This window comes from Acinetobacter faecalis (assembly GCF_034187745.1).
Classification (GTDB): Bacteria; Pseudomonadota; Gammaproteobacteria; order Pseudomonadales; family Moraxellaceae; genus Acinetobacter; species Acinetobacter faecalis.
This window is the reverse complement of the sequence record NZ_JAXHPF010000001.1, coordinates 277,261-291,342: the sequence shown is the minus strand read 5'-3', so window position 1 is coordinate 291,342 and position 14,082 is coordinate 277,261. Positions and strand designations below refer to the sequence as shown.

13 protein-coding genes are annotated in these 14,082 nt (G+C 36.1%); 5 read left to right on the top strand and 8 right to left on the bottom strand.

What is annotated here, in order from left to right; all coding sequences use genetic code 11:
• Positions 1 to 5 precede the first annotated feature (5 nt).
• Both SKM54_RS01425 and SKM54_RS01420 read right to left on the bottom strand, forming a co-directional pair.
• Entirely contained in the window at positions 6 to 590 is a 585-nt protein-coding gene (locus SKM54_RS01425) for a 1-acyl-sn-glycerol-3-phosphate acyltransferase (protein ID WP_311917717.1), read from the bottom strand.
• Positions 591 to 898: 308 nt separating this feature from the next.
• A complete protein-coding gene (locus tag SKM54_RS01420; protein WP_154773416.1) occupies positions 899 to 2,500 on the bottom strand; it encodes an isocitrate lyase in 1,602 nt (533 codons plus the stop codon).
• Between the two features lie 631 nt (positions 2,501 to 3,131).
• Here SKM54_RS01420 and SKM54_RS01415 point away from each other — a divergent pair.
• From SKM54_RS01415 to SKM54_RS01405, 3 genes are all read left to right on the top strand, one after another.
• Positions 3,132 to 4,121, top strand: a complete 990-nt coding sequence (locus tag SKM54_RS01415) for a LysR family transcriptional regulator (RefSeq protein ID WP_154773415.1) — start codon at positions 3,132 to 3,134, stop codon at positions 4,119 to 4,121.
• A gap of 128 nt (positions 4,122 to 4,249) precedes the next feature.
• Entirely contained in the window at positions 4,250 to 5,572 is a 1,323-nt protein-coding gene (locus SKM54_RS01410; protein WP_311917718.1) for a hemolysin family protein, read from the top strand.
• A 398-nt stretch (positions 5,573 to 5,970) separates the two neighbouring features.
• Complete coding sequence (locus SKM54_RS01405; RefSeq protein WP_321089591.1) at positions 5,971 to 7,311, top strand: CitMHS family transporter; 1,341 nt, start codon at positions 5,971 to 5,973, stop codon at positions 7,309 to 7,311.
• A 65-nt stretch (positions 7,312 to 7,376) separates the two neighbouring features.
• Here SKM54_RS01405 and SKM54_RS01400 read toward each other — a convergent pair whose 3' ends face one another.
• From SKM54_RS01400 to SKM54_RS01385, 4 genes are all read right to left on the bottom strand, one after another.
• A complete protein-coding gene (locus tag SKM54_RS01400; RefSeq protein ID WP_154773414.1) occupies positions 7,377 to 7,880 on the bottom strand; it encodes a hypothetical protein in 504 nt (167 codons plus the stop codon).
• A 192-nt stretch (positions 7,881 to 8,072) separates the two neighbouring features.
• Positions 8,073 to 9,065, bottom strand: coding sequence for an NAD(P)H-quinone oxidoreductase (locus SKM54_RS01395; RefSeq protein ID WP_321090900.1), 993 nt, complete (start codon positions 9,063 to 9,065; stop codon positions 8,073 to 8,075).
• 132 nt (positions 9,066 to 9,197) lie between these two features.
• On the bottom strand, positions 9,198 to 9,440 hold the full coding sequence (locus SKM54_RS01390; RefSeq protein ID WP_154773019.1) for a DUF2798 domain-containing protein: 243 nt from the start codon (positions 9,438 to 9,440) through the stop codon (positions 9,198 to 9,200).
• Positions 9,441 to 9,449: 9 nt separating this feature from the next.
• The gene (locus tag SKM54_RS01385) at positions 9,450 to 9,971 is read right to left on the bottom strand and encodes a PadR family transcriptional regulator (protein WP_407061149.1); all 522 of its coding nucleotides are present in this window, start codon (positions 9,969 to 9,971) and stop codon (positions 9,450 to 9,452) included.
• A gap of 149 nt (positions 9,972 to 10,120) precedes the next feature.
• Here SKM54_RS01385 and SKM54_RS01380 point away from each other — a divergent pair, with 149 nt between their 5' ends.
• Positions 10,121 to 10,420, top strand: coding sequence for a hypothetical protein (locus SKM54_RS01380; RefSeq protein WP_321090902.1), 300 nt, complete (start codon positions 10,121 to 10,123; stop codon positions 10,418 to 10,420).
• A gap of 99 nt (positions 10,421 to 10,519) precedes the next feature.
• On the opposite strand, the gene cysN is transcribed toward SKM54_RS01380, so the two are convergent.
• Positions 10,520 to 12,136, bottom strand: a complete 1,617-nt coding sequence (gene cysN, locus SKM54_RS01375; RefSeq protein ID WP_321090903.1) for a sulfate adenylyltransferase subunit CysN — start codon at positions 12,134 to 12,136, stop codon at positions 10,520 to 10,522.
• 160 nt (positions 12,137 to 12,296) lie between these two features.
• Positions 12,297 to 13,211 carry a sulfate adenylyltransferase subunit CysD gene (gene cysD, locus SKM54_RS01370; RefSeq protein WP_154773023.1) on the bottom strand — a complete coding sequence of 305 codons (915 nt, stop codon included), beginning with the start codon at positions 13,209 to 13,211 and terminating at the stop codon, positions 12,297 to 12,299.
• Between the two features lie 321 nt (positions 13,212 to 13,532).
• On the opposite strand from cysD, the gene SKM54_RS01365 reads away from it, so the two are divergent.
• Positions 13,533 to 14,075, top strand: coding sequence for a hypothetical protein (locus SKM54_RS01365; protein ID WP_248101768.1), 543 nt, complete (start codon positions 13,533 to 13,535; stop codon positions 14,073 to 14,075).
• The last annotated feature ends 7 nt before the right edge of the window (positions 14,076 to 14,082 follow it).

Here is a 14,082-nt window from a genome sequence, read left to right as displayed (position 1 = left end):
AATAATTAATCTGAAATATAACGCTGATCTACACTGAAATTTTCAGGAAATTTAGCATGAATGTTTGTATAAAAATCCATAATTTCTTTCATGTCTTTTTCCATATCTCCCGTAGGGTACACAATTTTACCTACGCCAGTTTTCTTATTTTTATAATCCATATATGCCAAAGCAATAGGAACATTGGCATTGAGCGCAACATGATAAAAACCTGTTTTCCACTTTTCTTGTTTTGCTCTCGTTGCTTCGGGCGTAACCAACATCACAAGTTTAGGATGCGTTTTAAATAAATCAGTCATGACCTGAACCATACTTAAGCGTTCTTGCCCAGCTTCTTTCGGACGACGATCGATTCCAATTCCACCCATTGCTCGTACAAATGGACCAAATGGAAATTTCATATAACTGTCTTTAATTGTTAAGCGAACGTTCACACCTAATGCTTTTAATGCAAGTCGTGCATAAAGCGCATCCCAGTTACTGGTATGTGGCGCTGCAATCATGACACATTGATCTAAATCTAAAGGCCAATGGTTATCAATTTCCCACCCCATCATTCGTAAACTTTGTTCTGCAGCTTTTTCAAACACAAGCATTTCCAAGTAAATTAATGTTTACGAATTCTATCAAGCTAATTTATTTTAAAAAGCCTAAATTGATTAACATTTAACCTTTTAATATATATTTGTATATTTTTTTGTAAGTTACTATTTTTTAAAAATATTGCACAAAATTACACCATCTATTTATATCTATTTAAAGCATTCTAAAAATTAATTTATTAGTAACGTAATTTTTAGCTACTATTCATATTTAATAAATAGAACTATCTTACTACTTTAAATATCTAAATAAAAAACCCTGCTTTCGCAGGGTTTTTTTGAATCATTTGGGTAGATTAACCACCAAATTGGTTCATTGTATTTTTAGCGTCATCACCAGCTTTCAATGCATTGTCGCCAGCAAAGATTTCTTTGTGATCATCACCGATGTCTGAACCAGCCATTGCTTGGTGTTTAACACAAGCGATACCACCGCGGATTTCTTTACGTTGTACGCCAGCAACATAAGCTAACATACCTTCAGAACCGAAGTAACCTTGAGCAAGCTCATGAGTAGAAAGAGCTGCTGTGTGGTAAGTCGGAAGAGTGATCAAGTGATGGAATACACCTGCTTCACGTGCAGCATCTGCTTGGAATGTACGTACTTTTTCATCAGCTTCAGCAGCTAATTCAGTTGCATCGTACTCAGCGCTCATTAATTTAGCACGGTCGTAAGCAGATACATCTTTACCTTCAGCAACCCAACGGTCGTAAGCTTGTTGACGGAAGTTTAAAGTCCAGTTGAACGAAGGAGAGTTGTTGTAAACAAGTTTCGCATTTGGAACTGTTTCTTTAACACGGTTAACCATGTGAGCGATTTCAGCAACGTTTGGAGTTGCAGTTTCGATCCAAAGAAGGTCAGCACCATTTTGTAAGCTAGTTACACAGTCAAGTACAACACGGTCAATTTGAGTGCCTTCACGGAACTGATACAAACCAGAAGCTAAACGCTTAGGACGATGTAATTTACCATCACGTTTGATTAAGATTTCGTCTTCTTGTGCTTCTGAAATGTCGATTTCAGTTGTGTCTAAGTAGCTGATGTATTGAGAAGCGATGTCGCCTGGCTCTTTAACCACTGGGATTTTTTGAGTCAAGTCAGCGCCTTCAGAGTCAGTACGCGCAACGATGATACCATCATCAAGACCCATTTCTAAGAATGCATAACGTAATGCATGGATTTTAGCGATGAAATCTTCGTGTGGAACAGTTACTTTACCAGCTTGGTGACCACATTGTTTAGCGTCAGATACTTGGTTTTCGATTTGAAGTGCACATGCACCAGCTTCGATCATTTTCTTAGCAAGTAAGTAAGTCGCTTCTTCATTACCGAAACCAGCATCGATATCCGCAATAATTGGCACAACGTGAGTTTGGAAACCATCGATTTGAGCAGTGATTTCAGCAGCTTTAGCAGTGTCACCAGCTTCTTGAGCTTTTTTAAGTGAACGGAAAAGATCGTTTAGTTCTTTCGCGTCAGCTTGACGTAAGAATGTGTAGATTTCTTCGATCAATGCAGGAACAGATGTTTTTTCGTGCATTGATTGGTCAGGTAAAGGACCGAATTCAGAGCGAAGAGCAGCAACCATCCAACCTGAAAGGTAGATGTAGCGACGTTCAGTTGTACCGAAGTATTTTTTGTTCGCAATCATTTTTTGTTGTGCAATGAAACCGTGCCAGCAACCTAATGATTGAGTGTATTTGCTAGAGTCAGCATCATAAGCAGCCATATCACGACGCATAATCGCAGCTGTATATTTAGCAATATCTAAACCAGTTTTGAAACGGTTTTGTAATTGCATACGCGCAGCATCTTCAGGACTGATGTCTGCCCAAGTGTTGCCGAATTTTGCTTTTAATTCGCGGATTGCATCAATCGCTGTTTGGTATGTAGTCATGATATTTTACCCTGTATATAATTTTAGGATTTTTCAACCGATAAATAAACTTGCTTTAAGGCTGTTTAATTTTCGATCGCTTTGTTGCTATGGATACAGATTAGATTGACTGAAAAAATTAATCCAATATTCTCCAAGAATCTTCACTATTTATTTAAAAAATATGTAGATCAAAGTCGTAATCCAAAATAAATAATATTAAATAAAGCATTGTTTTTAATTAAAATTATTTAAATAACAATTGGATATTTTTTAACTTTTTTGATTACTTTTTAATTATGAGACTTAAGTCGACATACTATTTTTTAGATTTTTTATTGACCTTTTTGACCACAAAATTTGCATTAAACGCCAATTTCCACATATTTATTTGAATATTTTTTAAACATATTGGTTTTTCTATCTATAAAAAATTTATATTTTAAGTCCATTCATTTTCTTTAATTGATTTTAATGTCTTTTATAATAAAATTTTCAGTGAAAATTCATGTCTTAATAATCATTCAATCTAAATAAATACAGTATTTTAAGATAACTAATTCGTTGTTTTTTCCATCATATTTCTACACAAATCATACTCCTTATGGCATAATCACCATAATTTCTTGATTTTATTTTCGGTATTTTCTGTATGAATCTAGAGCGGGTAGATCTTAATCTTCTTATTTATCTTGATGTACTATTACGTGAAAAAAATGTAACTCGTGCGGCAGAACAATTGGGTGTAACCCAACCTGCAATGAGTAACATTTTACGCAGACTACGCAATTTATTTAACGATCCGCTTCTCATTCGTTCTTCTGAAGGAATGACCCCAACAGAACGTGCATTAGAACTACAACCACGTATTCGTGATGCTTTATCTGATTTATCGATGATTTTGGAGCCTCGCACAGAGTTCCGCCCTTATACATCGAATCGTGTATTCCGCATTATGACTTCAGATTATGCAGAGGCAACACTAGTTCCCCGCCTAGTTAAAGCTTTACGTTCTGAAGCACCTAATGTTGTACTCGACTTTTTAACGCCAAGTGATGTGTCTTACAGAGATATGGAACAAGGTAAAGTCGATCTTGCTATTAATAGATTCAATGAAATTCCACAAAGCTTTCATCAGGTTTTAGTTTGGCGTGATAGTTTTTCTTGCTTGTTAAATCAAAAGCATCCTGCTGCTGCCAATTTAAACTTAAAAAGCTACTTAGATGCACAGCATATTTGGGTATCTAAAACAGGTATGGGCGTTGGCTTTGGTGTGAATCCTGAAAAACAAGCTGGCTTAGGCTGGATTGATCAAGCTTTAGAGCGTATTGGTCAAAAGCGTAAAATTTCAGTATTTACTCGCCACTACCAAATGCCTGCCCTTTTAGCTTCGAATGTAGATTTAATTGCAACATTACCTACACGTATTGCAAGCTTACAATCGAACAGTCAAAATCTATTAATTAAAGACCCTCCTTTTTATATTCCTGAGTTTGAATTAAAAATGGCATGGTGTCCTTTACTTCATCATCACCCTGCACATCGTTGGTTACGCCAACTTATTTTGTATGTTGCACGCCAAATGATTGAAGAAGAGAATCGTGAGTTTTTATTAAATAACACTCAAAATTCTACGTATTAATTCCTTTTTATTTATAAGTTCTTATTTATTAAGATTATCCTTTATGAACCTGAGTAAATATTTTTATATGAGCTCAGGTTAATTTGTGTTAAAAATATTCATAATAATGATGAGCCACAGGTGGATTCGTGAGCCTTTTTCAAAATATCCTGATAATTATTGTCCTTATTGCAGGGGCAGGTTTTTTATCTTTAACTGAAATTGCACTTGCTGGTGCAAGAAAAGTTAAACTTAAAATTCTTGCAGAATCGGGTGAAGACCGAGCGCAGAAGGTATTAGATTTACAGGAAAATTCAGCAGACTTTTTTGCAGCATCTCAAATTGGTTTAAATGCTGTTGCAATTTTAGGTGGTATTTTAGGTGAAGGTGCTTTTCGCCCCTATTTCCTTAATTTTGTGAATGGGTTCTACTCAGGTCCTTGGGCAGAAACCATTAGCTTCACATTATCTTTCACCCTAGTAACTTCATTATTTATTTTATTTGCAGACTTAATGCCAAAACGCTTGGCAATGATTGCACCTGAAAAAATTGCAATTTCTGTTATTAACCCTATTCAAGTATTTATTGTTGTATGTAAGCCATTGGCTTGGTTTATTAACAGTATTGCAAACGTGCTATTTAAAATATTTAAAGTAAACACAGTTCGTGATGACAACATCACTTTTGCAGATATCTCTGCTGTTATGGATGCAGGTGCCTTAGCAGGTGTTGTGCAGAAACAAGAACACCATTTCATTGAAAACGTATTTGAACTTGAAGAACGAAATGTTCCTTCAAGCATGACAACACGTGAAAACGTCGTATATTTCACTTTAAAAGAATCTGAAGAGAGTATTCGTCAAAAACTTGCACAATTTCCCTACTCGAAATTTTTAGTGTGTAGTGAAAATATTGATGATGTTATTGGCTATGTAGATGCTAAAGATATTTTGGTTCGCATCTTAAATAATCAATCTTTATTACAACTGAATGAAAATACTATTCGTAATGTTTTAACCATTCCAGATACTTTAACTCTTTCAGAATTGCTTGATCGCTTCCGCTCTAGCAAAGAAAAATTTGCTGTCGTTATTAATGAATATGCACTTGTTGTTGGCGTAATTACACTTTCAGACATTATGACAACGGTAATGGGTGACTGGGTTATACCAATAGAAGCAGATCAACAAATTATTAAACGTGATGAAAATTCATGGTTAATTGAAGGCAGCACGCCAATTGAAGACATTAAACATGCGCTTGAAATCGATGAAATGCCTGACGATGAAAACTATGAAACCTTAGCTGGCTACATGATGTACAGCTTACGTAAAATTCCACGTCCTGCTGACTTTGTTATTTACTCAGGTTTCAAATTTGAAGTTGTCGATGTAGACCATTTTAAAATTGATCAACTCTTAGTTACTCGATTAATTGATAGCTCAGACCTATTAAAAGAAGAATCAGAATAATCTGATTCTTCTTTTAATTTCACTACTATTCACATAATAAATATAACAAGCTAATTCCAACACTATCTTATTCAATAAATTTTTTATTTATGCATTCTTTTGCACTTATTTAGCTATAAAAACAAAGTAAAATTTGCGGTGAATTTAATCATTTTTACTCAGTAGATACATAGAATTACTCAATGTTACTAGTACTTACAAGCCTCCAGGCTACTTCTTAAACTATATTAAAAAAAATGAAAGATAAACTATTGTTTTATTTACACCATTTTCCAACAAAATAGCCATTTATTTCACATTTAATTCACTTTGTTTCTAATTAATCAGTTTTTCACTAGTATCGGTACGTTTTTAATAAAAAAACTAGATTTACAAACATAATTCAAAGGATTGAAACAATGCTGACCATTCTTGGTCTGAGCATGATTTTGTGCTTCATGTACTTAATCATGTCTAGACGCCTTACACCTCTTGTTGCACTTACATTAATTCCTGTTCTTTTTGCACTTATTGCATACGGTCTTAGTTTTTTTGTTGAAGGATTAGATCATATTCAGCTAAATGAATTAGGTGAAATGATGCTCGAAGGTGTGAAGAAACTAGCACCTACTGGTGTGATGTTACTTTTCGCAATCCTTTATTTTGCAGTGATGATTGATACAGGTTTGTTTGACCCCTCTGTAAAATGGATTTTACGCCTTGTAAAAGGTGATCCACTGAAAGTGGTCATGGGTACAATTACCTTAACACTCATTGTTTCTTTAGATGGTGATGGTTCTACAACGTATATGATCTGTGTGGCAGCAATGTTACCGCTATACAAACGTTTAGGTATGAGCCCTCTTATTATGGCGTGCTTAATGATGCTTGCGAGTGGCATTATGAACTTAACACCTTGGGGCGGCCCAACTGCACGTGCAGCAAGCGCATTGCATGTAGACCCAAGTGATGTATTTATTCCAATGATTTTGCCAATGATTTGCGCAATTTTCTGGCTCTATTTCGTCGGCTTTATGTATGGCCGTATGGAGCGTAAACGCTTAGGTATTGTTGAGTTAGACGTTAGCCACGGCGATTCTATTCAAATTTCGAATAACCCTGAAGCAAACCGCGCACATTTACGTTGGTTCAATGCTCTACTTACTCTTGCACTTATGGTGTCTTTAGTTCTTGGTATTTTACCAATGTCTATTTTATTCATGATTGCGCTCTGTATTGCACTTGTCGTGAACTATAAAGATATCGACATGCAAAAAGCACTTGTCGCAAGCCATGCAGGTAGTGCACTTAACGTTGTAGGTATTATTTTTGCCGCAGGTATTTTCACAGGTATTTTAGCTGGAACAGGCATGGTAGAAGCGATGTCTAAAGAGCTTGTTGCCATTATTCCTGAAAGTATGGGACCTTTTCTTGCCCCAATTACAGCAATTGTCAGCATGCCTTTAACATTCTTTATGTCGAATGATGCTTTCTACTACGGTGTACTTCCAATTCTTTCAGAAGCTGCTATTCATTATGGTATTAGCCCTGTAGAAATGGCACGTGCATCTATTGTAGGTCAGCCTGTGCATTTACTCTCTCCTCTTGTTCCATCAACTTACTTACTTGTTGGTTTAGCAGGCATTGAGTTTGGTGCACATCAAAAATTCACTATTAAATGGGCAATTTTAACCTGTTTAGTGATGCTTGCTGCAGCACTTCTATTTGGTGTATTCCCGCTTTATTCAACACTCGGTTAATCTCCAAAGTATAAAAAAAGCACCTTATAGGTGCTTTTTTATTGGTGTTAAACAAGTAATTTAAATTACTTGCTTAACAATGCATCTAAGACTGCTTGGTAGTGAATGTTAATATCATCTTCCAAAATTTTATAAGCATTATCGAACTGAACCATAGGCCAGCCTTCTTTCCAAAATGGGAAAATGTTATGCAAATCATGAGTTACTATTGCATCTTCACGGCTAATTGCTTGTGCAACTTGTGATAGTACTTGTGCTGTTTCCGCACCATCAATTGCTAAATAATCAATTCCACGTACCTTCAAAATACGAATACGGTCTTTTTTATAACGAATTTTTTTCGCCTGACCTTCATTTAAGCCTAAAGCCAAAGTCACAGCTTCAACAAAGCGCTCTTCAAATGCTGTATGCAATGATACAAGTGCTTGTTTATGTGCTTCTTGACGACCTGCTTTACCGCCATTACGAATAATCTCTTTTGCTTCTGTATTGAGCTCATCGTTTTTCATGGATTGTAAAATATCTACAATTTCGATATCGCTTAAAGATTCAGGAGATTGGTCAGTCATGAAATGCCTTTGGACAAATAAATATATAAAAACGTATTTTCGCATAAATCTGCGTGGAAATATATCTGAATCGGAAAGCGAATATTGAGACGCAATGTACTTATTAAGCCACTTTTTAAATAAAAAATCCCAACAATGCTTTAAAACACGTTGGGATTTTTCTAAATATCGCAATTAAGGCTATGAGATAGATTAAATCACCTCAACCACAACTTTACCTATATGCTCGCCTGTATCCATACATGCATGTGCATCTTGAATTTGGTCAAATTTGAATGTTTTATAAATCATTGGTAAGCATTCGCCTTTTGCCCAAAGTGGTGCAACATTAGCTTTTAAGCCTTCCGTAATTTCAGCTTTTTCTGCGGTATTACGCGCACGCATTGTCGAACCTGTAATGGTCAAGCGTTTCATCATAATTTGACCGAGTTTTACATCTTTGGCTTTTGCACCACCTAAGAATGCGATATAAACCAAGCGTCCATCACGACGTAATAGGTTTAAGTTTTGTGCTAAATATGGTGCACCCACAATATCTAAAATAACATCTACACCTGCGTTTTCTGTTGCTTCATTAATCACTTGCTCAAAGTCTTGAGTTTTGTAGTTAATGGCTGTAGTGATGTTTGAAATTGCTGTTACTTTTTCATCTGAACCCACTGTTGCAAAGGTTTTCATGCCCAAGGCATTACACAGCATAAGTGCCGTTGTACCTATTCCACTTGTACCACCATGAATGAGTACGGTTTCACCTGCTTTGGCTTTACCCATTTGGAATACGTTTGCCCAAACGGTATAGAAAGTTTCTGGAATTGCAGCCGCTTGTACATAGCTCACATTTTCAGGAATAGTTAAAGTTTGGCTTTCAGGTACAACGCAATATTCTGCGTATCCACCGCCATTGGTCAGTCCGCAAACTTTATCGCCCACTTTAAATTGTGTCACATTTTCACCAACGGCAAATACTTCGCCTGCAACTTCCAAACCCGGCACAGGTGTTACGCCTTTTGGCATTGGGTATAAACCCTGACGCTGTAAAATGTCTGGACGATTAATACCAAATGCATGTACTTTTACAAGCACTTCATCTGCTTTTGGGCTTGGAATTGCTACAGTTTCATAGGCAAGTTTATCGATATCGCCCGGTTCTGTAATAATGACTTGTTGCATGCTTGCTTGTGACATTTGCTTTTCCTTATTTATTTACTATTCATGTTTCTTGTGCTTATTTGAACATAGTTAATTCATGCTTAGAAGCCAATTTACACTTATGTCCAATGTAGAATCATCAAGTTATTAAATAGCATAACTGCATTGTTATTTTGGTGAATCAACAAATTTCATTAAAAAATTACGTACAATTGGCAATACAATTAAAATTAATGGAAATGCCAACAACCAAGATTTTGCCCAAGCAAATAACCAAAGTTCTAAAAAGTTATGTACCAATCCTAAATTTAGAATCATGTTGTAGCATGAAATCGCACCACTCATAATGCCAGATAAAATGAGTGGCATAAGCCATGTCAGATGTTTTGGATGAAATTTAATTTTGCTCATAATAATTTTTCAGCCTATATCTTTAATTTGCATTGCTGCTTGGTGAATTATTTTTGCAATACTTGCGACTTTATCAGGATGAATTTCATCATCTTGTAAATGCTGTCTAAGCGAAACTTTGAGTTGATCCATTGCTTCTTTTATTTGGGTTAATTCCACATTATTTTGAATTTTTATACGTGTATTAAAACGGCAAAGCGTTTTATCTATTTTTTGTTTTTGCGCTTGAAGATGCTCAATGCCTTTTGAATTGATGTGATATTGCTTGCGACCATCTTCGCTTAAATGAACTTCTGTATAACCTTGTTCTTCTAAGTAGTTAATGGTTGGGCAAATGGTACCCGTGCTTGGCTTGTAGTTTCCACCAACTAAGTTTGCAACGTCTTTGATAATGTCATAGCTGAATTTAGGCTGTTGTGAGATGAAATGAAGTACGAGCAATTTCATTTCGCCTGTTTCAAACAAGCGTTTTCTTGACTTTGAAGTACCATCAATTTCAGCAATAATTTCTGAGTTTGGCATAGCAAAGATATATCTTACAATTAAATAAGATATATCTTAATGTAACTTCTTAAAATTTAAAAGCATATACATTATATTTTTTGTAATATTTAATACTTCACTTATCATTCATTAAGCTTTATTTTAACTCGACTATCATTTTAATTTTAAAAAGAAAAATGGCTTCATCGCATAATCATGATATTTTTTTAGCCTCTTTCATTCCTTCACTTTTTATTGTTGGATGGACTTGGTTATTACATTTTCCATGGGATTGGGTTTTCTATACAGTAGCTGCTGTCGAGTTACTGATATTTCTAATTATTTGGGGTTTTGAACGACAAGCGAATGATGTAAAAGGCGCAAGCGGTTGGATGCTATTTTTTTCTGTCTTTTTACAATTTTTTATTTTAGTTGGAATAACTGTATTACGTCTGATTGTTTTGATTGCACAATTATTTTTTATTGGCTTTTTATAAATAAGTTTTTGAATTTCATCACTAGCTTAATTAAAATTCTCAAAGCTATACGAAAAAAAACCCGCCTGATGGCGGGTTTTTTTAAATCAGCTCAATCTATTATAGACGAACCAACTCAACAATCTTCTCAGCTAATTCTTCAACAGCATCTACAACAACAGTTGCATCTGTACCTTCAGCTACAGTTGTAATTACCACAACACCAGTTTCACGTAAAAGTGCAACTTGAGCAGCATCTAAACCTGCTTTAGCAATAGCAACTACACCTTGTTGAAGCAACAAGTTCTCAAGCACTTTAGCATTTTCCAACGCAGCTTCAGAAACAGTAATAGATGCAGGCTTTTGACCTAAACGAGCAGCACGTGCTTCCGCAGTTACAGGATTGGTATGTGCAGCCCATTCAACAGACTCCTCTACCATACCCGCACCAATCGTCACGTTATTTAAACGATCAATAAAGATGAACGAACCTGTATAACGACTGTCTTTATAACGATCAAATACAACAGGCGCATCAAACTCAACAGTTACGTTAGCAATAGAGTTCAGCTCTAAGCTTTCAACTTGCGCTTTTTCAAGCGTGTTCACATTTGTACGGAAGTTGATTGCAGTCACTTTAGCAGGAACAGTTTGCGTACCCACTTTTAAGTTATACAACTTACCAATTACAAGCGGTTGATCTGCCATCCAAACAACAGTTGCATTCACAGAACGTGAAATAAACGGCTCAGCTTGATCTGCACGAACTAGAACGTTACCACGTGAAATATCAATTTCATCATTTAACGTAAGCGTTACAGCTTGACCTGCAACAGCACGTTCTAAGTTGCCATCAAAAGTCACAATCTCTTTAACAGTTGAAGATTTACCTGATGGTAAAGCCACAATTGTATCACCAACAGAAACATCACCTAACGCAACAGTTCCACAGAAACCACGGAAGTCCAAGTTAGGGCGGTTTACATATTGAACTGGGAAACGGAAATCTTGCTTCGCAGATGTACGATTAATTTCAACTGTTTCCAACGTTTCCATCAACGTTTGACCTTGATACCAAGGTGTGCTCGCAGATTTGTTTACAACGTTATCGCCATTTAAAGCTGAAATTGGTGTAAAGATAATGTTTGCAGGTTTACGATCACCCAACTGATTAACGAAGTCGTTATATTCAGTCTGAATTTCATTGAAACGAGTTTCAGAGAATTCCACCAAGTCCATTTTGTTGATTGCAACAATAATGTTCTTAATGCCTAACAAGCTTGCAATAAATGTATGGCGACGAGTTTGAGTCTGAACACCATAACGCGCATCAATTAAGATAATCGCAAGGTCACAAGTAGATGCACCTGTCGCCATGTTACGCGTGTATTGTTCGTGCCCCGGTGTATCCGCAATAATGAACTTACGTTTTTCTGTAGAGAAATAACGGTAAGCCACATCAATGGTAATACCCTGTTCACGTTCAGCTTGTAAGCCGTCTACAAGTAAAGCCAAGTCAGGTGCATCACCTGTTGTACCTACTTTTTTAGAATCCCGCGTAACTGCTTGCAATTGATCTTCATAAATCAATTTTGAATCGTAAAGTAAACGACCAATTAAAGTCGATTTACCATCATCTACGTTACCGCAAGTTAAAAAACGCAATAAGTCTTTATTTTCGTGTTGTTTTAAATAACCCAAGATATCTTGGCTAATTAAATCTGATTGATGAGACATTGCTCAAACTCCACATATTCTTTTGAAATCGGTTTCTAATCTCTTTAATCCCTCTAAATCTCCCTTTGTTAAGGGAGACTTTGCTCCGCTTTTGAAGCCCCTCTTTTATAAAGAGGTGAGTAGCACTGCTACGCAAGGGAGATTCTTAGGGGGAAGATGCTTAGAAGTAACCCTCTTGTTTCTTCTTCTCCATCGAGCCTGCTTCATCATGGTCAATCATACGACCTTGACGTTCAGAACTTGTTGCCAAAAGCATTTCCTGAATAATTTCAGGCAATGTGTCAGCTTCAGACTCAACAGCACCAGTAAGTGGGTAACAACCCAAAGTACGGAAACGTACCGATTTCATTTGCGGAACTTCACCTTCTTTTAAAGGCATACGTTCATCATCAACCATAATCAGTGTGCCACTACGTTCAACTACAGGACGTTCTGCAGCTAAATAAAGCGGTACTAATGGAATGCTTTCCAAGTAAATGTATTGCCAAATATCAAGCTCAGTCCAGTTTGATAATGGGAACACACGAATACTTTCTCCTTTGTTCACTTTACCATTGTAAAGGTTCCAAAGTTCTGGACGTTGGTTTTTAGGATCCCAACGGTGTTTCGAATCACGGAATGAATAAACACGTTCTTTTGCACGTGATTTTTCTTCGTCACGGCGTGCGCCACCAAATGCAGCATCAAAACCGTATTTATCAAGTGCTTGTTTTAAGCCTTGAGTTTTCATGATGTCTGTATATTTAGAGCTACCATGGTCGAATGGGTTAATGCCAGCATCTACCCCTTCTTTGTTTTGATGCACGATCAAATCAAAGCCATGCTTTTTCGCCATGTTGTCACGGAACGCAATCATGTCCTTAAATTTCCAACCTGTATCTACATGTAGAAGTGGAAATGGAAGTTTTGCAGGATAGAATGCTTTGAGGGCTAAATGCAGCATGACTGCTGAATCTTTACCAATTGAATAGAGCATAACTGGGTTTTCAAACTCAGCAGCTACTTCACGGATAATATGAATACTCTCAGCTTCAAGCTGTTTTAGATGAGTAAGTCTTTCCTCATTTAACGACATGGACAACACCAGCTTAGAAAACGTGTACTTATGACACATATGAAATTTTATATACATTATAGTGATTTAGTTATTCATTCTATTGCTTGTTTTCTGATATTAATATGCAAATTCATCATATAAAGCTTTATTGATATTGCTTATTCAATATAATTAAGCACAGTATTAAAATCATTCAATTCAAATCTATTTTTTAGTTTTTTAAAATTTAAATTTTTAGAGAAAATAGTAAGCCTGTTATTCATAAAAACTATTACAAAACCCTTATATTTTACACCAAACATGATTAAATAAAGACATTCAAGCAAAAGACTTATATTTATGCCTTATAGCCATTTTGATATCGAAGCCCTTAAAAGCAGCTTAGAACAAGCAGCGCTTGCAGGCTATATCTATCAGCATCAACAACATATGTTAGTACTGCAAGAAGCATTAAATGACGATGGTTCTGCACTTAATAACTTTATTCAACACGAACATACAGCCGACCAATTAGGTCTGCAATTTGGTCTACGACTTTCGGAGAAGCAATGGCAGTTTGTTGTTGGTATTACACACAGCAACCAAGACCGTAGCTATGAAATTGGCGCAGGCAATTTAAAGGGAGATGAACGCGCATTTAACTTACTTTATGCCTTCTACAACTTCCCTAAAGGCTTTTACACCATCAACATGCCTTTAGCTTGTAACAGTCAACAACTTACACAAGCAATTGAACAACAACTTTTCCAGTTAGATAGTATGTCTTTCTTAAATACCGCTATTAAGACCAATCCTATGGGTCAACAAGTTGAATGGATGAAAGACTTTATTGTGCAGCAAGCATTAGACATGAAAGTTCGCATTCAAACTGCCCTACTTTAAGTATTAT

Bases quoted from the DNA above. Each gene is read 5' to 3' on its own strand.
- cysN (WP_321090903.1), bottom strand. From the start codon at position 12,136: ATGTCTCATCAATCAGATTTAATTAGCCAAGATATCTTGGGTTATTTA.
- SKM54_RS01420 (WP_154773416.1), bottom strand. From the start codon at position 2,500: ATGACTACATACCAAACAGCGATTGATGCAATCCGCGAATTAAAAGCA.
- SKM54_RS01400 (WP_154773414.1), bottom strand. From the start codon at position 7,880: ATGACTGACCAATCTCCTGAATCTTTAAGCGATATCGAAATTGTAGAT.
- SKM54_RS01415 (WP_154773415.1), top strand. From the start codon at position 3,132: ATGAATCTAGAGCGGGTAGATCTTAATCTTCTTATTTATCTTGATGTA.
- SKM54_RS01405 (WP_321089591.1), top strand. From the start codon at position 5,971: ATGCTGACCATTCTTGGTCTGAGCATGATTTTGTGCTTCATGTACTTA.
- SKM54_RS01390 (WP_154773019.1), bottom strand. From the start codon at position 9,440: ATGAGCAAAATTAAATTTCATCCAAAACATCTGACATGGCTTATGCCA.
- SKM54_RS01395 (WP_321090900.1), bottom strand. From the start codon at position 9,065: ATGTCACAAGCAAGCATGCAACAAGTCATTATTACAGAACCGGGCGAT.
- SKM54_RS01365 (WP_248101768.1), top strand. From the start codon at position 13,533: ATGCCTTATAGCCATTTTGATATCGAAGCCCTTAAAAGCAGCTTAGAA.
- cysD (WP_154773023.1), bottom strand. From the start codon at position 13,211: ATGTCGTTAAATGAGGAAAGACTTACTCATCTAAAACAGCTTGAAGCT.
- SKM54_RS01380 (WP_321090902.1), top strand. From the start codon at position 10,121: ATGGCTTCATCGCATAATCATGATATTTTTTTAGCCTCTTTCATTCCT.